This window comes from Shimazuella sp. NTD250, assembly GCF_059510375.1.
Genome location: NZ_JCAJZS010000008.1, coordinates 1 through 17,624 on the forward strand (window position 1 = coordinate 1; position 17,624 = coordinate 17,624).

The window sequence follows — 17,624 nt, forward strand, 5'->3', positions numbered from 1 at the left end:
ATAAATCAGGCGTGTTACTCACTCTTCGGTTTTCAGGGAATAATTCAAACCCCTTGTACTTTTTACAGTACTTGGGGTTTTTTAATTTATTTTTTAGAAGGTGGAGCTATGATGGATGGTATAAAATTACCAGAAGAGTATGAGCTGATTTCTGTATTTTGTACGCTGCCTTCCTATGATTTTGATGATCCAAGTATTGATTCATTTTACAAAGTGAATATCTATGAGTTTTGTACCCAATATGAAAAGTAAGAATTTCTTTTTCGCCTGTTGTAAATGATTTTTCGTTCTATCCTTATGATCTTGAGACAGATGAAGTAATATTGAGTTTACAAATTTCAAGATCGCGTAAAAGGCTTTGAAAATCTTAAAAGATACAAAAGAGCAGGCTAACATACAATTGGATTGTGGATATTTATTTAAAATGGAGATGGTTATCAGGTTCATAAAACCTCACTATATATAAAATCAAGAGTAATAATAAGGAAAGAGTATTATATCTCTTATGTGTAAAAAATAAAGGGGAAGAAAAGCTGTTTGTTAATTATTACTATCATTATTGTAATTAGTATAGAAAAACTTGTGGGCGGAGATTATTAATCTACCGCCCAAGGGTTTATCTAACTGGTTTTCTGTCGTTTTTTCTCCACAACTAGAATAAACCCAATCAGAGGTACAATGAAGAACCAGAGGTACGAATTCACAAGGAAATAGCCAACAAAAAAACCACCCACAAGTTTCCCTACCTCTGTCATCGTTTGGAATGAGGAACTTACAACTGCTGCTGTTTTATGGAATCTAGATTCAGCGTAGATCTCCATCTCTGTATACAGACAAATGTTAATCCCACGAGCAGCGAGTCCAGAGAGTACTGATACCAGCAAGAGAAGGAGAAAATTGGTTACCAAGCTCAATAGAACACTGTTGATTCCGATGATGAGCAAACTCCCGTGAATAACCTGCTTTCGGCTATACCGAATGGCGATCCGTGTAATCATATCAGCAGTAAAGCCATTTGCAAGATAATATGCAAATAGCAAGATTCCACTTTTAGTCCCTGAGAGAAAAGGAAAATAAATGGTGAAAACACGACTGATTAGAGACACAATCAGAATCGGCATTCCAATTACTGTAAGATTCCAGCGAAGAGACAGGGGACTACGTTCTCTGTCCTCTTTTACCGGTTTCATCTTTGATACTTGTACTCGGAACACCATGATTGTTGCTAGCAGACCATAAAGAAGGTCAGGAATATTCCACCCAAACTTCCCCATAAGAAGAGTAGCCACCATGCCTGAAAGGCCTGCCGTGAGATTGAGCAGAGGAGAGAACTTAGACTTGATGACCTGACGCTCATCTGGTTCATCTGGCAACAGTTCTCGATATACGGCGTTCACACTGGTGAAGTTTACCCCAACGAGCACACCATGGAAAAAAAGCAGCATAGTGATTAGTAGGTATGACTTCTGAGCCAAGAGAAAGCCCGTATTACATGTCAGTATCATTGGCATGGATACCACTAGCACTTTTTTAGGTTCCATGCGTGAGTTCAACAGGCTACCGAGATTGTGCCCCAAGATGCAACCTACCACGACTGTGGTAAGACTGATTCCGAGTTGAATGGAAGGAAGCTTCATCTTACCAATGAGAATACCTGCCCCAACAACATAGTAGGGAAGGGTCCAAGCCAGAAAAGTCTGAGTCCAAACCACTCTCCTGAGGTTTCTGTACCCCTTTTTCATGAAGAGTTCTCTATACTTCATCTAAATGCCGTTTCTGTGAGTCAGCATGTTGTTAGCTTACATGTATTATCCCTTACATTTCTAATTTTAAAAAGAGGGGATATCTAAATATTCGAATTAGATATCAAATCCTGCCTGTTTTTCTGACTGGAATCCAGATTTCACTGCGAAACGTTTTGGAAGAAAAATCTTTGCTCTCATTCCAGAGAATTTCTGGTCCATCTGTAGACTCATATTGGGTTGAGGGGAACCATTCCGAATAAATGCGTCCCCATACATTCTGTAATGTTTCAGGGAATGGGCCAATAGATTCAAATACAGCCCATGTAGTTGCTGATACTTCGTGTGATACCCAGTTTGGTGGACAGACATGATTGGTTGCTACACCGATATAGTGATCTAATTCCCCATTCTCCTCCATTCTCCCCTCTGAAAAGTTGGTGGAAGCACTAATGATTCCTTTTGGATCGATATTAGATAACTGTTTCAGTTCTTTTATATCCCGTGGATTTAAACTGGATGCCATTGAAGCGATTTCTGGGTTTATTCCCTGAAATACAATCGGTACTCTTTTTTTGATTCCTACCATACGAAAAGATTCTTTTTCTACAATTTTGTAATTCATTGCTAATCCCCCTCGGATCGTTAGTTGGAAGGTCATCCGTGGGTAAGCTTTTAAGTTTTGTTGTTTCATACGTACTTCTGATGGGAGAATACCATGAAGTTTTTGAAATGCCCGAGTAAAAGCATCTGCTGATGAATAGCCATACTTCACGGCAATATCCAATATTCTTTGGTCATCCTCATCCATCAATTCAAAAGCAGCGAGTGTAAGTCTTCTATTGCGAATGTATTCGGATAGGGAAACTCCTGCTAGATGAGAAAACATTCGTCTAAAATGGTATTCAGAACATAAACTTCGTTTGGCTACTTCTTGAAAAATGATCTTACCTTTCAGATTTTGCTCAATATATTCGATAGCATGGTTTAACGACTGTAGTACATTCATGGATGACCCTCCTCCTTTATAACGATAACAAAAATGATTTTCCCCCATCCGACAATTGGTGCACCAATATGTATTGTTTGTCGTTTTGTTACATATGGTAATCTATTTATTATAGCCATACATATCAGCTAGATTGGATGGGTTTTATTTATGAAAAAATGGTTAGGTGAAGGTTTGATTTATATTTGCATGTTGGTGTGTGTATACCTTTCCGCTTCTCCGCTAGAAATGGTTGCTACTCTAACAGGATTGTTATGTGTTTGGTTGACAACAAAAGAAAATATTTGGTGCTGGCCGATTGGGCTTATTAATGTAGGTTGTTTTTTCTTCATGTTTTACGAGGCAAAACTATATGCGGATATGACACTTCAAGTAGTCTTTTTTATCCTAAGTATCCAAGGTTGGATTATTTGGCTGACCAAAAGACAAAGTGCGGATGTAAGGCCTACAAAAAAACTTTCTACTTCGATGATGTTTGTGCTATTCCTTGTTCTTGTTGTGGTAACCATAGGGTGGGGTTATGTACTAACCCATTATACAGATGCGACTATTCCCTATCTAGATGCTTTTATAGCTACACTCAGCGTGATCGCTCAGTATTTATTATCGAGTAAAATATTAGAAAATTGGTATGTTTGGATAGCAGTGGATGTTTTTTCTGTAGGAATGTACCTATATAAAGGGTTGTATTCGGTTGCTTTTCTGTACATGGTATTTTTAGTTATCGCCATATTAGGTTTGATAACTTGGCGAAAAACATATTTATTGGCGAAGGGACATCATTAGGTGAAAAATACAGCTAGTAAGAAGGTCGGCCTTACTCTTGGTAAATTTGCTCCCCTTCATCTCGGACACCAGTATATGATTCAAACTGCTGTAGAAGAGATGGATGAAGTGCTCGTAGTCATTTATGATAGTCCAGAAGTTACGGATATTCCATTATCTGTTCGGGCTAAGTGGATACGCACGCTCTATCCCTCAGTTGAAGTGATTGAAGCTTGGGATGGGCCATCTGATATAGGTGATACACCTGAAATTAAACGAAAACAAGAGACATACATCCTAGATTTACTAGCTGGGCGAGCCATTACTCACTTTTATTCAAGTGAATTTTACGGTGAGCACATGAGCAGAGCATTGGGTGCAGTTGATCGCAGTGTAGATGAGCAGAGGAGAAAATACCCAGTATCGGGTACAGAGATAAGAGAAAATCCTTTTTTGAATCGTTCATACCTTCATCCGATTGTCTATGCAGATTGTATTGCAAAAGTGGTGTTTCTCGGAGCACCATCTACTGGGAAAACAACGTTAACGGAACAATTAGCTAAAGTTTATGATACCGTTTGGATGCCTGAATACGGACGAGAGTATTGGGAAAAGCATCAAATAAACAGGAGGCTGACCAAAGAACAATTGTTAGAAATAGCACTCGGACATATTCAGCGAGAAGAGGAGAAAACCGAGGAAGCCAATCAATATTTATTTGTAGACACGAATGCGATTACCACCTATCTCTTTTCGCAAGATTATCATGGTGAATCTCATCCGAAATTAGTGGAACTTGCGGAGCAAGCTAGTAGAAGATATGACCTCGTTTTTCTCTGTGAAAATGATATACCGTACGAGGATACGTGGGATCGGTCTGGAGCAGTACACCGTGGGATATTCCAAAAGCTAATACAAGCAGATTTGTTGGAACGAAGAATCCCATTTATTCCACTAAAAGGACCATTGGATGAACGTATAGAGCGAGTGAGAAAGGTGTTAGCAAAATATAGGAAATATGATAGTTTAGGAAATTTACTGTTATTTTAAAGTAGGATATAGGAATGATAACTAATAGAAGGTACAATGGTGTGGTAAGAGCTAATTAAGGAGGTTTTCTTGGAAACTTTCGGGGATGTGTTTTTCCTCCTCTTGATTGTGGCGGTTTTTTGGGTGATCTGCAAGCTGTTGCAGAACCCGTTGGACCACAGCCACAACCGGGTCCAGAAACAAGACCAGAATCAGAAGAGCTAGCGCTTCTTGCCGAGTAGGCTCACTAGTTGGTGGGTCTGCTCGGCAGCCAATTATCCCCATTGAATTATGCGGAAAGTATATGCACCTTGAATCACCCTCATCTTGCCCCGCAATTATTTTGAAACTTCTCGTAAACTATGCCACAATAAAAGCAAATAGTTAAATGTTTAAAATGGTACATAAAAAAACTTATACCGTTGTTAAAAGGATGGTACTTACATGAAAGAAACAGTACTTATCACGGGGGCTTCTAGTGGAATCGGCTGGGAGTTGGCTTTGTTGTTTGCAGAAGCGGGTTACGACGTCATTGCAGTCGCCAGAAATGAAATAAAGCTAAAGGAACTACAACAAATTCTAAAAGAAAAATATGGAGCAAAATTGGATTATATCGCTAAAGATTTAGTGCAACTGGGTGCTGTTGATGAATTGATAAAAGAGCTAGATGAAAAAGCGCTTAAGATTGATTACTTGGTAAATAACGCAGGATTTGGCTTATATGGCTCATTTGCAAAAACAGACAGCAAAGTAGAAATGGATATGATCACTCTAAATATATCTGTATTGACGGATCTAACGAAGCGTCTTTTACCTCAAATGGTTGCCAATAAAAGGGGTGGAGTGCTCAATGTTGCTTCTACAGCATCCTTCCAACCGGGTCCTTTGATGGCTGTTTATTATGCAACAAAAGCTTATGTTCTCTCTTTTTCAGAAGCTATTGCAAATGAATTGATTGGTACAGGTGTAACCGTTACTGCTCTGTGTCCTGGTCCTACCGCCACAGGTTTTGAAGAACGGGCAAACCTGAAGGCATCTAAGCTTTTTCAAACTGGAGTAATGGACGTGAAAACTGTTGCCAAACTAGGATTTAATGCGTTTTTGCATGGAAGAGCAGTAGTCATTCCTGGATGGAAAAATCGCATCTTAGCTTTTTCGACACGCTTTGTACCAAGAAAGTTAGTGACTAAAATTGTACGTAAGCTGCAAGAAACACGAGGGTAACATTAGTTATTCAATTCTGGGATACTAAACTCTTTTTCGAAAATGGACAACACAAAAAAAGCAGATACGAGCTAAAATGAGTACTGGAATAAAGTATGCAAATAAAAATGTTATTATTGTTTTTGCTACCATTTTTCTGTCCTCCTCACCTTTACTATTCCATTTTCATTGAAATAATATGTAAAAAACGAGTTCATCTGTTCTATTAGGAAGTTCTTATAAATAGAACTAAATGAAAACAACCTGTATCTTTAATCGGCAGATTGGGAAAAATGAAAATAGAAAGAAAGTTAGTTAAAGGTGGGCGATAAAGATGGAATCATGTAAAGAGCCCCAGACATGTATTGTCTGTGAAAAAGAACGCAGAGACGTTCTGCTAATATTGGATCAACCCATATGCACGATTTGTGAACAAGATATTGTGGGTGTGAAACAGGCGGATCAGGTTTATGATTTCTATATAGCCAGACTAAAAGAGATCTGGTAGGCTTTAGACAGGAACAAGTTAGCGGCTCTAATGAAGAGTCGCTTCTTGTCAGTTAGGAATCATCTTATTTTTTAGAAAGAAATGAAAAGAGTATTCGCTAGGAGAAAGGGAGCACCATGTTCAATCACACTAGAGCCCCATTATGGGAAGCACTACTACATCACGCATCTATTTCACAAGCAAATTTTCATGTACCTGGACATAAAGCGGGGCAAGTATTTGATCGAGAGGCCTCTCTTCATTTTTCTTCCCTTTTACCTATTGATCTAACGGAAGTTGGGGATCTAGATGATCTCCATGCACCTACGGGAGTTATTAAGGAAGCACAACAGTTAGCAGCAAATGCTTTTGGAGCAGATCAGACTCGTTTTTTGGTAGGTGGAACAACTGCTGGTATTCTTGCCACTATCCTTGCACTATGCAAGCCAAAAGATAAAATTTTGGTTGCACGTCACTGTCATCAATCTGTGTTTCATGGAGCTTTCTTGGCAGGTGCAACGGTTGTGCCAATTCCATATACAATGGATCCTGATTCGGGTCTGGAAATGCCTGCCTCATCTGATACAGTTGAGCATTTACTAGAAATGCATCCAGATGCAAAAGCGGTAATTTTAACCAGTCCAACCTATTATGGTGTTGTACAACAAATCGAGGAGTTAGCTCGAATTGTGCATCGACGGCATATTCCTCTAATCGTAGATGAAGCACACGGTGCTCATTTTGGTTTCCATCCAGATCTACCAGATCGGGCTATCTCCTATGGAGCAGATATTTGCATACAATCTACTCATAAACTTCTGCCTTCACTTACCATGTCCTCGATGCTTCATATCAAAAAAGGGTTGATAGATGTAGAATCAATTGATATGTACCTAAGGATGGTTCAATCTAGTAGCCCTTCTTATCTATTGCTGGCTTCACTGGATCTAGCAAGACGATACATGGTGATAGAAGGTAAAAATCAGCTTACCGAAGCGATTCATCATATCCAATATTTTCGCCGAAGAATTCGTGAGCTACCTAAATTAAAAGAAAATACGATTTTGGGAATGATGGAGCCGATGAAACTTTCCTTGTCTAGTATTTTCTATTCTGGTTATGAATTGGCAAAGGCTCTAGAAGCAAAGAAGATATATGTGGAGTTAGTGGATGATCAAAAGGTGTTGATTGTTTTCTCATTAGGAACAAAACAATCAGAACTTGATTACCTATATCACTGTTTGGCCCAGTTGCATGAAGAAAATCAGGTGAAACGTCCACAAAAGAATCTGTCTATGCTTACTCCAAGAGAAGGAGAGATTCTTCCTTATGCCGAATGTAGAACAATGGAGCGCTGTTTTATTCCTGTATCTCAGGCAATTGGGAAGAGAAGCGCTAATCATTTGTTACCCTATCCTCCGGGATTTCCTCTTGTGCTCATGGGGGAAACCATCCATCAGGAAGAAATTGATTATTTATTGGGTTTGATCTCACAGGGGAGAAATGTTCGAGGTTTAAAAAAGCACAAAGATGAGTACTGGGTTCAAGTATACAATTAGTAAAATGAGGTCAACAAAATGAAAGGCACATTTATCACTTTTGAAGGAATTGAAGGAGTAGGAAAATCTACCCAAATAGCGAAGTTATACGAATATCTATCGATAGATCATTCCGTCATCCAAGTTCGAGATCCTGGTGGAACGAAAATTGGGACGGAAATTCGTAAAGTTTTACTAGATCCTTCTATAAAAGAACCTTTTTCTCGATTGGCAGAGTTATTTTTGTATGCTGCTTCTAGGGCGCAATTGATGGAGCAAGTGGTTATTCCTGCTTTAAAGGAAGGAAAAATCGTATTATGTGATCGGTTTATTGATTCTACCGTAGCTTATCAAGCTTATGGCGCTGGAATACCATTGGATGATGTCAGGCAAATAAATCGACAAGCTATCGGGGATTATGTTCCCAATCGTACTTATTTGTTAGACCTCCCGCTTTCTCTATCTCAGAAAAGGATTGGGATGCGCAGCAGTGGGAAAGACAGGATGGAGCAAAAATCGCTAGTATTTCATGAACGTGTTCGTCATGGATATTTAGCAATAGCGGAAGAGAACAAAGAACGAATAATGCTGATTGATGCCACCAGAAGCAAAAAAACTATCTTTGAAGAAATAGTTCAAGATATACATTCGTACTTATAAATATAGTATTGGATTTCTTTTCATTTGCCGAAGCGAATCTAACGATGATAGAATAGATGAATAGATAGTGTTGTATATGAACAACGATGGGATATGGATATTCCGGAGTTGGAGGGTTGATCAGCAATGTTAAAAGTAATAGGTGTCCGTTTCAAAGAAGCGGGTAAGATATACTTCTTTAACCCTGATGATCTCAAGATGGAGCGAGACTCAGCTGTTATTGTAGAAACAGTAAGAGGGATCGAATTTGGCAAAGTTGTTTGGGGAGTTCGTTTCGTAGAAGAAGATGAAGTGGTTCTTCCCTTAAAAAGTGTCCTTCGTCTTGCGACACCAGAGGATATCCTGAAGCAGCAATCCAATCAAATTGCTGCTGCACAAGCGCTGCAAATTTGTTCCGAAAAGGTAAGAGAACATCAGCTAGAGATGAAATTAGTTGATGCAGAATATACCTTTGATCGCAATAAATTGATATTTTATTTTACGGCAGATGGTCGTGTTGATTTTCGTGAGTTAGTTCGTGATTTGGCAGCAGTATTCCGAACACGAATAGAGCTTAGACAGATTGGAGTTCGAGATGAGGCAAAAATGTTAGGCGGGATTGGTCCCTGTGGTCGAGTCCTTTGTTGCTCTTCGTTCTTGGGGGATTTTGAGCCTGTTTCGATCAAAATGGCTAAAGATCAAAATCTTTCCCTCAACCCAACCAAAATTTCTGGATTGTGTGGACGTTTAATGTGTTGTTTAAAATATGAAAACGATAATTATGAGCAAACAAAGGAAACATTGCCAGATATTGGTGATGCTGTATTTACTCCAGAAGGCATCGGTCAAGTGATGTTGCTCGATTTGATCGAACGCAAAGTAAAAGTACAACTGGATGGTACAGGTGCGATGGTGGAACACTCGCTAGATGAAGTTACTGTTGAAGCGTGACGCTTCTATTGCCCCCTACGAGCTAGCTTGTAAGAGAGAAGGTATGAGATTCATCCTTTGAAAGAAAGTGGGGTGGAGATTTGGACAAACAAGCTATTTTTAAGCGAGTTGCACAAGTAGAGGAGCAGATTGGTGAATTATACAAAGAGCTGGGCGGTTTGAAGTCGGAAATTGTTCATCTCATGGAAGAAAACACTCGTCTCACCCTCGAGAATGATCAACTACGCAAATTACAACAAGAAGTTTCTGGAGAGAATGCTGCTGCTTTTTCAGATGAAGCAGGCCAAACAACTCTACACCAGAGTATCGGAAATCATCATTTGATGAATCTGTATGATGAAGGGTTTCATATATGCAATGTACACTATGGTCGAATGCGTACAGACGGCAACTGTTTATTTTGTATCGCATTCCTCGATAAGACTAGAGAAGACTAGAAGCGCCGGCATGCCGGCGTCTTTTTCGTAGATAGGATGTTGTAATGTATACGGTTTACATTTTAGAATGTTGTGATGGGACTTATTATACAGGTATAACCAATAGATTGAGTTACAGATTGAAACAGCATCAATTAGGTAAAGCTTCTAAATATACTCGCGCCCGTTTACCTGTAAAATTAATCTATCAAGAAACTGTTTTAAATAAATCGCTTGCATTAAAGAGGGAATGGGAAGTCAAATCATGGCCAAGGGAAAGAAAGCAGCGACTAGTTCAAACTTATTTAGGAGAACAAATGGATGAATAGACAAAAGAGTTTTGCAAATGATCAAGAAGGGCTCGGCAAGCTGTATGTGGTTGGAACACCGATTGGTAATCTAAATGAAATGAGCCCTCGGGCAATCGATATCTTAAAAACAGTTGATTTTATTGCAGCTGAAGATACAAGACATACTCGCAAGCTTCTCTCCTATTTTGAATTTAGTACTCCACTTATCAGTTTGCATGAACATAATGAAGTCTCCAAAACCGCAGATATTGTAGAGCAGTTACAAGCTGGGAAATCGGTTGCAGTAGTAAGTGATGCGGGAATGCCTGCCATATCTGATCCAGGTGAAATATTGGTAAATGCAGCAATAAAAGCTGGGATCAGTGTGATTCCTATTTCAGGGCCAAATGCAGCCATAAATGCATTGGTAGCTTCTGGTATTGCTGCACAGCCATTTACCTTCATTGGCTTTTTACCGCGGCACAAGAAAGATCGGCAGAAAGAGTTACAGCGATGGTCCAAAATGCCCACTACACTCCTCTTCTATGAAGCACCACATCGTGTGAAACAAATGTTACAAGATTGTGCTGAGATTTTGGGGGATAGAAAGGTGACAGTTGCCAGAGAACTCACGAAAAAACACGAAGAATGGCTGCGTGGTACTATTAATGAAGTGCTTACTTATATAAATGACACAGAGGTTTTAGGTGAATATTGCGTGGTAATAAAAGGTGCATCTGAAGACCAAAGTGCACCAGAAGATAATTGGTGGAAAGAATTAAAAGTTGTCCAACATGTGCAACATTATCTAGCAGAAGGAATGGATAAAAAATCGGCTATCCGCCAAGTTGCAAATGATCGTGGAGTTCCAAAGCGGGAAATATATCAGATATATCATGATCATTAAGGGAATATTGGGAATTAATAGGTTACAAATTATGAGGTTTTTGTTAGAATAGAGCCAGAAACACCCCCACGTTCTGCAAAGACGCAGGAGCAAGCCATGAACCAGACAGAGCTCGGTTACTTTCGGATCTCTCAGGATCTTCGAGAGAAGATCTACCTCGTGTTCGCCATGCTGGTGCAGGCGAACAACGTCACCAAGGGTGAGGATGAGTATCAGGCGTCGGTTGATCTTCTGTTCAACAGGATCATCCCCCTGAGCAAGCGTGTCTTCCCCAACGAAGAAGAATGTCGAGTGCGTGAGGACTTTCTCTCCAGCATGATGGAGAGCTGCGAGGAGAACTGGTCGGCTCAGTTCGGTTCGGTCAGCGAATCGGAGGAGAAGGTGTACATCGCTTACGGCAAAGAGCTGGAGAAGAAGAAGCTCGGCCGTCCGTACAGCAGTCGTCTGCTCGTCGAGCTCTTCCAAAAGATGGGCCTGACGCTGGCTGCGTAGAACGTGGGAACCTCGGATTAGGTAGAGAGTACCAATCTCCCTGATTCGAGGCCACGAACATATTTCTACTTTCAAATAGAACAAAAACCGAGCCTGATCAGCTCGGTTTTTTGTATGTGTTTCTTTGTTGCGATATGTTATGTTTGATAGGAGAAATTATTCAGCGGTAACTGTATTTCCATGAATGAGTTCGTACATTTCTTCGATACATTTGCGGCTTACTACTTTATTTTTATAACGAACCGTTTCATCCACTTCGCCAGTGAAGATACATGCTGGTTCATATTTTTTCAATACAATGCGCTCACCATCGACATAAATTTCAAGAGCATCTTTTTCACCAATACCTAAAGTTCGACGCAATTCGATAGGAATCACCACTCGACCCAATTCGTCCACTTTACGTACAATACCAGTAGATTTCAACATACTTGATTCTCCTCTCAATTCTGATCTTTGGTGTTATTTTTTTCTCTTTATAATTGCCGTCAAATTTCGACATCATTTAATTCTTCCTCATCATACCAGCGATTCCCATACCAGTCAATATTACAATAGGGTAATTATAGAAAATTTCTTGAAGAATGTTGGAAACTTGTTAGGAAAAGGAGAGATTCTATTGATACCAGTATCTGTAGAGCTTAAAGATAAGTTAAAACAAGTAAATGAATCATTAAGGAAACAGTTCCCAAGTCAGTATTATCAGCCTTCTGATATTCGACAAAAATTGCAGAAGGCAGGTAGATTTCATCGTTTTGACAAATTACCAAAAAATGAATTAGATAAATTACTAGGTGACAAGAGTGTTGTAGGTGTGGATGGTTCTGTCAATTCTACCAAAGGAACGGAAAAAAGAGTATTATCTGTTTTCCAAGCTTTGGCAAAAGCGACAAGAGGCGGAGAGAAATGGGCCGCAGATGTATATACGCCGTTATTAGAAGAAGAGATGGAGAAAGAACAAGAACCTGCTCGCCATGCAAGAAAGAGAGGTGCACTCTTATCAAATTTGGAAATGGAAGTGGCTATTCAAGCGATGAGAGAATGGCATCCAAAAGCGATGTTGATGGATGGTTCTCTTTTGCACTACCATATAGATGACATGGGAAAATGGGAAACAGTACAACGAGTGGCCTTAGAAGAAAAAGTAAGTGTGATCGGGATTGCAGAAGAAATGGGGACAAGTACATTGGTTCATGAACTTTTTCCCGAATACAAAGGTTGGACTGATCGCGATTTACTTTACGGCGTGCTTGAAGTAGGAGAGGCATTCTTACTCGATGAACGCTATTTTGGCGGGAAAATGTGGAGGGCTGTTTTTCGGCCCTCTGACAGTCCTGTGCCGATTGGATTGGATGGTATCATGGGACAGCTTGAGGACCAATTTGATCTGATACGATTGGTTTACAGCTTAACTCCCCGTCAAGGAAGAGGTATCCCTTACTGGTTGGATATTGTAGATAATCAAGTTCGGGTGACCAATGCACTGGTGCAGACAATGGTAGAAGAATATATTGATGAAGATTTACGGAGACGTCTCTTAGTGACCAAGCGGGATGAGAGAATTATTTAGTAGGGAGAGAGAAGATGCAAGTAGTTGGGGTTACGACACAACAAGAAGTGTATATTGTTTCTAGAGAAAGAAAGTTTTGTATCAATGAGTTTCTAGTGATGGTGGATGATGTATTAGGAGATCCAATTGGAGAAGTAGTCGAAACATTATCCTATAACAGACTGATTCCGATGGGATTGGACAAGTCTATTGTGGATGCTCAAGTATTACAAACGTTGCAGCAGATTGGTTATGATGTGGAGTCTGAAGAAATTAATTTAGCTAAAGTTCGTTTATTAGAAGAAGCGATTCATCCTATACGAACAGGATCGATGGTGAGATTACCCCATTTTGAAGAAGTACGCCATCTACTGATCAAAACAACACCAGAAGATGGCATGGTGCTGGGGGAAATTAGAGGTACGGATTCATTGATTGCTTCTATGACTGATGATCTACATAATCAGGTAGTGATGATGGAACAAAATGAATTGCGTCCTCAGCATGGTGTTCCGTTTTTATTTGATATCCGTACGATGCAGCAGTATCCTCACATGGGGATTTTCGGGGGTTCTGGTTCGGGGAAATCTTTTGGTTTACGAGTGATGTTGGAGGAATTGATGAAGCTTTCGATTCCAACTCTTGTTTTTGATCCACATTTTGAGATGGATTTTACTGATTATCTCCCGGAACTAGAGAAAAAAGCTGCTCCCTTGCAGTCTAAATTCATTCGGTTGGCTGTCGGGAAGGAGATTGGTATTTCATTTGAAGCATTGACAACCAATGATCTCATCAATCTTTTGCGTACAGTTGGTGATCAATTTTCAGAGGCAATGACAAATGTGGTGCAGATGCTGCATAAGCCGAAGGATTCATTTACCTCATTTAGTGATCGAATTGCTAATTTAGTAGAAGCATTAGAAGAGGGGAATGCGTTTGATCGCCAAGGTAAAAGGGATAGTATTTCTTATGCAGAGGGACAGCGAGCGATAGATTTACAGGAGTTGAAACGAAAGTATGGGGATTTACCACTAGCTTCAATCAAAGGTGTTAGGTGGCGTTTGATGCGTTTAGAGCGTGCTGGTCTTTTCCACCAAGATATTCATTCTATTGAGCGTGGTCTCGAGCAAGGGAAACTAGTAGTTGTTCAAGGACCGTCATGGGTGCTGCAAGTATTTGCCAACTATGTGATAGGAAGCTTATACCGCAAACGCCGAGAGTACAAAGATGCTCGGATGAATGGGGAAGAAGGACACTTCTTTCCACCGTTTGTTATTGTGACAGATGAAGCGCATAATTTTGCACCTAAAGCGATTGATTCACCAGCGAAAGCGATTATCAAAGAAATTGCCCAAGAAGGGCGAAAATATGGTGTTTTTTTAATACTTGCTACTCAAAGGCCGACCTTACTCGACGAAACGACTACTGCTCAACTTAACACCAAATTTGTTTTTCGAACTGTTCGGGGAACAGATATTGCTACATTAAAAGAAGAGACAGATCTCACTCAAGAAGAAGGCAAGCGGCTTCCATACCTTCGCTCAGGAGATACTTTTGTGTCATCAGCAGCATATGGAAGAACATTATTTTTACGTATCCGCGCGGCATATACAAGAAGCCCTCATCTGCTCAATCCATTTGATGAACTTCGCCAGCTTCAATCGAGTAAAACAGAAGAATTAGTTGATTTATTAAAAGCAAAGATGCCATTTTTTGATACAGATCTGATGATGGTTTTAGCGGATGTCAATCGTGAATTAGGAAAAAGTTGGGATGTCGTTCGGTTAAAAGAAGAATTAGAGACCTTAGGAAGAAGAAAACAGATTAAAATCAAAGTGACACCTTTTGCTACACAATATGAAAAAGTAAAGTAATGATTTTGACTGGCAAAATAAGATTAAAACCCATATTTCGCAAAGCAGAACCTTTTATCCTGGTTATTTGAAGGGATAAAGGGTTTTTATTTATTTAAGATGAAAAACGGTAAAACTATCATGAATACTGTGAATATAGTAAAATATTAACATGTATCATGAAGATAAAATTGCATATAAGGAATGAAGAGGATGATCAACAAAAATATTACAATTGCTGTAGTGGTTGCCGTCGTTGTGACGATTGGTATTTCTATTGGTATAGGAATAAACACGGACAATAATGCTGATAAACAGAAACCTAGTGAACAGGATACAACATCTACTGTGGATACAAATACATATACCATGCAACGAGATTTAACCCAGTATGAAAGACATGCTATGGAATATTTATTAGAAGCAACTTTTTCCACTGATTTGAATATAAAAAAGTTAAATGAATTAGGTGGTTGTGAGGAAGATAAATGTGAACTACTAAATAATTTATATGATAATGGAAATATAACGGGAAAATTTCCATCATTTATCTCTAAACCTGGTACATATTATGTTGGATCAGATATAGCAAATCAAGCTCCTGATGGTCAGGGACGAGTGCTTGTCTTAATTTTGATTCCCCCAAATAGTATGGAAAGCATGAAATCAAAAGAACCTCCCAGTGTATCTCTTCCAATATATCCTGATTCGAATCTGATTGTATTCCATTTATCCAAAAACGATGTTGGAAGAATAGAATTTGAGTTATATGATGATTATAGTTTAGATGGTTATAAAAAATATTACGAATACAATGATTTCATAAGCTCTAAAGTTGGACAACTCATTACAAAAGAAGCCAACTTAGATTGGCGAGCAGTGAATGTACAGTCTAGGACTAAATTCCAGTAAATATTTCCTTATAAATGGTTCAAATCATTCCTCCTACAGTTTATAAGGTAGGAGCTTTATTTCGGTATTAATAACTAATTATTACCAAGTCAGAATTTTTTTCTGCTATGTGATAAGATGATTTTGGTTTCTTTCTGTAGAGATAGTTTTTATTGTCTAATGTTTAATAGTTATTTTTAGATAAAGTTTTCTATTAATCAAATATATAGTAACGTAATAAAAAGGCTTGTTACAGAGTGAAGAATGCATAGAAAGGACTGTCTAAAGAAAGATTTTTAACTAAGAGAGATGGGAATTCCCATTCTAACGGAGTGTGAAGAAATGAAATTGTTGATCACTGGTGGTGCTGGTTTTATTGGAAGTAATCTTATACAACATTTATCGCTGTTTACCCAGTATAAAAAAATAGGTGTGATAGATAATTTTGATCCATTTTACCCTGCCGAAGTTAAGAAAAAGCGAATAAAGAAATGGAAAAAAATACCCAGCGTTCAATTGTATCAGGCGGATATTCGAGATGAGTCTCAAATGGAGGAAATTTTTCAAGCAGAAAATTGGGATACCATTATCCATTTAGCGGCAGTTCCATGTGCTCGATCTTCAATTGAAGACCCTGCGCTTTATAGTGATGTTAATGTAACAGGCACTGTACAAATGTTGCAATTGGCGGCAGAACATCAAATTAAACGATTTATTTTTATTTCTTCCTCTTCTATATATGGTTCTGTTGATGAGCCTTATCCATTTCATGAAGATGAGATTGTGTCTATGCCTGTTTCTCCATACGCCACTTCGAAATGGGCTGCAGAAAATTACTGCCAGTTGTTTTATCAACTTTATGGTTTTGATATCACAGTTCTAAGGTTGTTTACAACATTTGGGCCAGGGCAGCGCCCTGACATGGCGATGCACAAGTTTGCAGAGCAAATGATAGCGGGTAAACCAGTTACTATCTTTGATCCAGATAGTACGAGAGATTATACATATATTAGTGATGTTGTAGAAGCGATTCGTCTATCTTTGGAGTGGACGAATGGCTACCAAGTATACAATGTAGGGTCGGGTATATCTGTGAACATTATGCAGATGTTAGATGTTTTGTCTAATGCCCTGGGAACAAAACATGAAGTAAAGGTACTCGGGGAGCAAGATTGTGAAGTAAAACATAAGGTAGCCGATATCCGGAGATTAGAACAGTCTATTGGTTTTCGTCCTAAAGTTACATTTCAAGAAGGGATATTATTATTTGCCAATTGGTTTTTGGAAGAAAAGCGTTTAAAATAAAAACTACACAATATTCAAATAAAATATATCAATTAAAGGATGGAAGATTTACATTTTAGTTAAGGGGAATGCAATCAGTCAATCGTTTCTATCTTACAGTAAGATTAGTTTGAAGCGCTTATTCCATTCTGTTATAGAAACTCTGGTGAACCAGATAGGGGTAGGTGACAATGGAAAAAATAAAACAGCAGCATATAGATGTTATTCGTAAAGCTCTTCAATTGATATCAAAGAAGTTATCATTTCCTATCATCTCCCAATTGCATTATGGTCCCATGCGTTTTAACCAATTGAAGCAAAAGTTTGCTGAGATGAGTGTTACTTCTTTGCGAGACACACTGCTGCATCTCGAGAAACATAAAATGATAAAGCAGGAAATATATGCAAAAAAGCCAATAAGAATGAAGTATTCTTTAACTAGAGAAGGAATTGAATTTATTCAAGTTCTGTTAGGAATTCGTAAGTGGAGCGATTGAGATATTTGTGTAGTTATGGTGGAATAAAGAAGCACGGCTTGCTTTCTACTTGTTTTTTTCGATATAATAACGAGTGAAAAAA

Annotated in this window: 20 protein-coding genes and 1 other annotated feature (1 of these 21 running past the window's edge); of the genes, 17 read left to right on the forward strand and 3 right to left on the reverse strand. The window is 38.9% G+C overall.

All coding sequences use genetic code 11. The features are described from left to right. The coding region (locus tag AC5WOF_RS16850; RefSeq protein ID WP_496051121.1) for a hypothetical protein at window positions 1–252 on the forward strand (252 nt) is incomplete at its 5' end. A 368-nt stretch (window positions 253–620) separates the two neighbouring features. Here the strand turns inward: AC5WOF_RS16850 and AC5WOF_RS16855 are convergent. Together AC5WOF_RS16855 and AC5WOF_RS16860 are read right to left on the reverse strand one after the other, a co-directional pair. Then, on the reverse strand, window positions 621–1,712 hold the full coding sequence (locus AC5WOF_RS16855; RefSeq protein ID WP_496051122.1) for an MFS transporter: 1,092 nt from the start codon (window positions 1,710–1,712) through the stop codon (window positions 621–623). A gap of 154 nt (window positions 1,713–1,866) precedes the next feature. Then, the gene (locus AC5WOF_RS16860) at window positions 1,867–2,751 is read right to left on the reverse strand and encodes an AraC family transcriptional regulator (RefSeq protein ID WP_496051123.1); all 885 of its coding nucleotides are present in this window, start codon (window positions 2,749–2,751) and stop codon (window positions 1,867–1,869) included. Window positions 2,752–2,901: 150 nt separating this feature from the next. Between AC5WOF_RS16860 and pnuC the strand changes: the two genes are divergently transcribed. The 11 genes from pnuC to AC5WOF_RS16915 all read left to right on the forward strand — a co-directional run bounded on the left by pnuC (window position 2,902) and on the right by AC5WOF_RS16915 (window position 11,468). After that, a complete protein-coding gene (gene pnuC, locus AC5WOF_RS16865; protein WP_496051124.1) occupies window positions 2,902–3,537 on the forward strand; it encodes a nicotinamide riboside transporter PnuC in 636 nt (211 codons plus the stop codon). After that, window positions 3,538–4,566: an AAA family ATPase gene (locus AC5WOF_RS16870; RefSeq protein WP_496051125.1), complete on the forward strand. Its 1,029-nt coding sequence runs from the start codon at window positions 3,538–3,540 to the stop codon at window positions 4,564–4,566. A gap of 423 nt (window positions 4,567–4,989) precedes the next feature. Beyond that, complete coding sequence (locus tag AC5WOF_RS16875; protein WP_496051126.1) at window positions 4,990–5,769, forward strand: SDR family NAD(P)-dependent oxidoreductase; 780 nt, start codon at window positions 4,990–4,992, stop codon at window positions 5,767–5,769. A gap of 313 nt (window positions 5,770–6,082) precedes the next feature. After that, window positions 6,083–6,256, forward strand: a complete 174-nt coding sequence (locus AC5WOF_RS16880) for a sigma factor G inhibitor Gin (RefSeq protein WP_496051127.1) — start codon at window positions 6,083–6,085, stop codon at window positions 6,254–6,256. 116 nt (window positions 6,257–6,372) lie between these two features. Then, window positions 6,373–7,794, forward strand: coding sequence for an aminotransferase class I/II-fold pyridoxal phosphate-dependent enzyme (locus tag AC5WOF_RS16885; RefSeq protein WP_496051128.1), 1,422 nt, complete (start codon window positions 6,373–6,375; stop codon window positions 7,792–7,794). An 18-nt stretch (window positions 7,795–7,812) separates the two neighbouring features. Next, window positions 7,813–8,433 carry a dTMP kinase gene (gene tmk, locus AC5WOF_RS16890; RefSeq protein WP_496051129.1) on the forward strand — a complete coding sequence of 207 codons (621 nt, stop codon included), beginning with the start codon at window positions 7,813–7,815 and terminating at the stop codon, window positions 8,431–8,433. Window positions 8,434–8,559: 126 nt separating this feature from the next. Next, window positions 8,560–9,363 carry a PSP1 domain-containing protein gene (locus AC5WOF_RS16895; RefSeq protein ID WP_496051130.1) on the forward strand — a complete coding sequence of 268 codons (804 nt, stop codon included), beginning with the start codon at window positions 8,560–8,562 and terminating at the stop codon, window positions 9,361–9,363. A gap of 80 nt (window positions 9,364–9,443) precedes the next feature. Further along, window positions 9,444–9,800 (forward strand): initiation-control protein YabA, encoded by a 357-nt coding sequence (locus tag AC5WOF_RS16900; RefSeq protein ID WP_496051131.1) that lies wholly within the window; start codon window positions 9,444–9,446, stop codon window positions 9,798–9,800. 44 nt (window positions 9,801–9,844) lie between these two features. Then, the gene (locus tag AC5WOF_RS16905) at window positions 9,845–10,108 is read left to right on the forward strand and encodes a GIY-YIG nuclease family protein (protein ID WP_496051132.1); all 264 of its coding nucleotides are present in this window, start codon (window positions 9,845–9,847) and stop codon (window positions 10,106–10,108) included. After that, window positions 10,101–10,976, forward strand: a complete 876-nt coding sequence (gene rsmI / locus AC5WOF_RS16910) for a 16S rRNA (cytidine(1402)-2'-O)-methyltransferase (protein ID WP_496051133.1) — start codon at window positions 10,101–10,103, stop codon at window positions 10,974–10,976. Before AC5WOF_RS16905 ends, rsmI begins: the two co-directional genes overlap by 8 nt. A 96-nt stretch (window positions 10,977–11,072) precedes the next feature. Beyond that, window positions 11,073–11,468, forward strand: a complete 396-nt coding sequence (locus AC5WOF_RS16915) for a hypothetical protein (protein WP_496051134.1) — start codon at window positions 11,073–11,075, stop codon at window positions 11,466–11,468. 156 nt (window positions 11,469–11,624) lie between these two features. Here the strand turns inward: AC5WOF_RS16915 and AC5WOF_RS16920 are convergent, their stop codons facing one another. Beyond that, complete coding sequence (locus AC5WOF_RS16920; RefSeq protein ID WP_496051135.1) at window positions 11,625–11,897, reverse strand: AbrB/MazE/SpoVT family DNA-binding domain-containing protein; 273 nt, start codon at window positions 11,895–11,897, stop codon at window positions 11,625–11,627. 190 nt (window positions 11,898–12,087) lie between these two features. Between AC5WOF_RS16920 and AC5WOF_RS16925 the strand changes: the two genes are divergently transcribed. From AC5WOF_RS16925 to AC5WOF_RS16945, 5 genes are all read left to right on the forward strand, one after another. Then, entirely contained in the window at window positions 12,088–13,038 is a 951-nt protein-coding gene (locus tag AC5WOF_RS16925; protein WP_496051136.1) for a DNA double-strand break repair nuclease NurA, read from the forward strand. Window positions 13,039–13,052: 14 nt separating this feature from the next. Beyond that, a complete protein-coding gene (locus AC5WOF_RS16930; RefSeq protein ID WP_496051137.1) occupies window positions 13,053–14,891 on the forward strand; it encodes an ATP-binding protein in 1,839 nt (612 codons plus the stop codon). 192 nt (window positions 14,892–15,083) lie between these two features. Then, on the forward strand, window positions 15,084–15,782 hold the full coding sequence (locus AC5WOF_RS16935; RefSeq protein ID WP_496051138.1) for a hypothetical protein: 699 nt from the start codon (window positions 15,084–15,086) through the stop codon (window positions 15,780–15,782). Window positions 15,783–16,103: 321 nt separating this feature from the next. Then, window positions 16,104–17,066: a GDP-mannose 4,6-dehydratase gene (locus tag AC5WOF_RS16940; protein ID WP_496051139.1), complete on the forward strand. Its 963-nt coding sequence runs from the start codon at window positions 16,104–16,106 to the stop codon at window positions 17,064–17,066. A gap of 170 nt (window positions 17,067–17,236) precedes the next feature. After that, a complete protein-coding gene (locus AC5WOF_RS16945; RefSeq protein ID WP_496051140.1) occupies window positions 17,237–17,542 on the forward strand; it encodes a winged helix-turn-helix transcriptional regulator in 306 nt (101 codons plus the stop codon). Window positions 17,543–17,620: 78 nt separating this feature from the next. Beyond that, window positions 17,621–17,624 (forward strand) — a binding site (T-box leader) (it continues 224 nt past the right edge of the window).

Excerpts from the sequence above, each read along its gene's own strand:
- AC5WOF_RS16860 (WP_496051123.1), bottom strand. The coding sequence starts at position 2,751 with ATGAATGTACTACAGTCGTTAAACCATGCTATCGAATATATTGAGCAA.
- pnuC (WP_496051124.1), top strand. The coding sequence starts at position 2,902 with ATGAAAAAATGGTTAGGTGAAGGTTTGATTTATATTTGCATGTTGGTG.
- AC5WOF_RS16875 (WP_496051126.1), top strand. The coding sequence starts at position 4,990 with ATGAAAGAAACAGTACTTATCACGGGGGCTTCTAGTGGAATCGGCTGG.
- AC5WOF_RS16880 (WP_496051127.1), top strand. The coding sequence starts at position 6,083 with ATGGAATCATGTAAAGAGCCCCAGACATGTATTGTCTGTGAAAAAGAA.
- AC5WOF_RS16885 (WP_496051128.1), top strand. The coding sequence starts at position 6,373 with ATGTTCAATCACACTAGAGCCCCATTATGGGAAGCACTACTACATCAC.
- tmk (WP_496051129.1), top strand. The coding sequence starts at position 7,813 with ATGAAAGGCACATTTATCACTTTTGAAGGAATTGAAGGAGTAGGAAAA.
- AC5WOF_RS16895 (WP_496051130.1), top strand. The coding sequence starts at position 8,560 with ATGTTAAAAGTAATAGGTGTCCGTTTCAAAGAAGCGGGTAAGATATAC.
- AC5WOF_RS16905 (WP_496051132.1), top strand. The coding sequence starts at position 9,845 with ATGTATACGGTTTACATTTTAGAATGTTGTGATGGGACTTATTATACA.
- rsmI (WP_496051133.1), top strand. The coding sequence starts at position 10,101 with ATGAATAGACAAAAGAGTTTTGCAAATGATCAAGAAGGGCTCGGCAAG.
- AC5WOF_RS16915 (WP_496051134.1), top strand. The coding sequence starts at position 11,073 with ATGAACCAGACAGAGCTCGGTTACTTTCGGATCTCTCAGGATCTTCGA.
- AC5WOF_RS16920 (WP_496051135.1), bottom strand. The coding sequence starts at position 11,897 with ATGTTGAAATCTACTGGTATTGTACGTAAAGTGGACGAATTGGGTCGA.
- AC5WOF_RS16930 (WP_496051137.1), top strand. The coding sequence starts at position 13,053 with ATGCAAGTAGTTGGGGTTACGACACAACAAGAAGTGTATATTGTTTCT.
- AC5WOF_RS16935 (WP_496051138.1), top strand. The coding sequence starts at position 15,084 with ATGATCAACAAAAATATTACAATTGCTGTAGTGGTTGCCGTCGTTGTG.
- AC5WOF_RS16940 (WP_496051139.1), top strand. The coding sequence starts at position 16,104 with ATGAAATTGTTGATCACTGGTGGTGCTGGTTTTATTGGAAGTAATCTT.
- AC5WOF_RS16945 (WP_496051140.1), top strand. The coding sequence starts at position 17,237 with ATGGAAAAAATAAAACAGCAGCATATAGATGTTATTCGTAAAGCTCTT.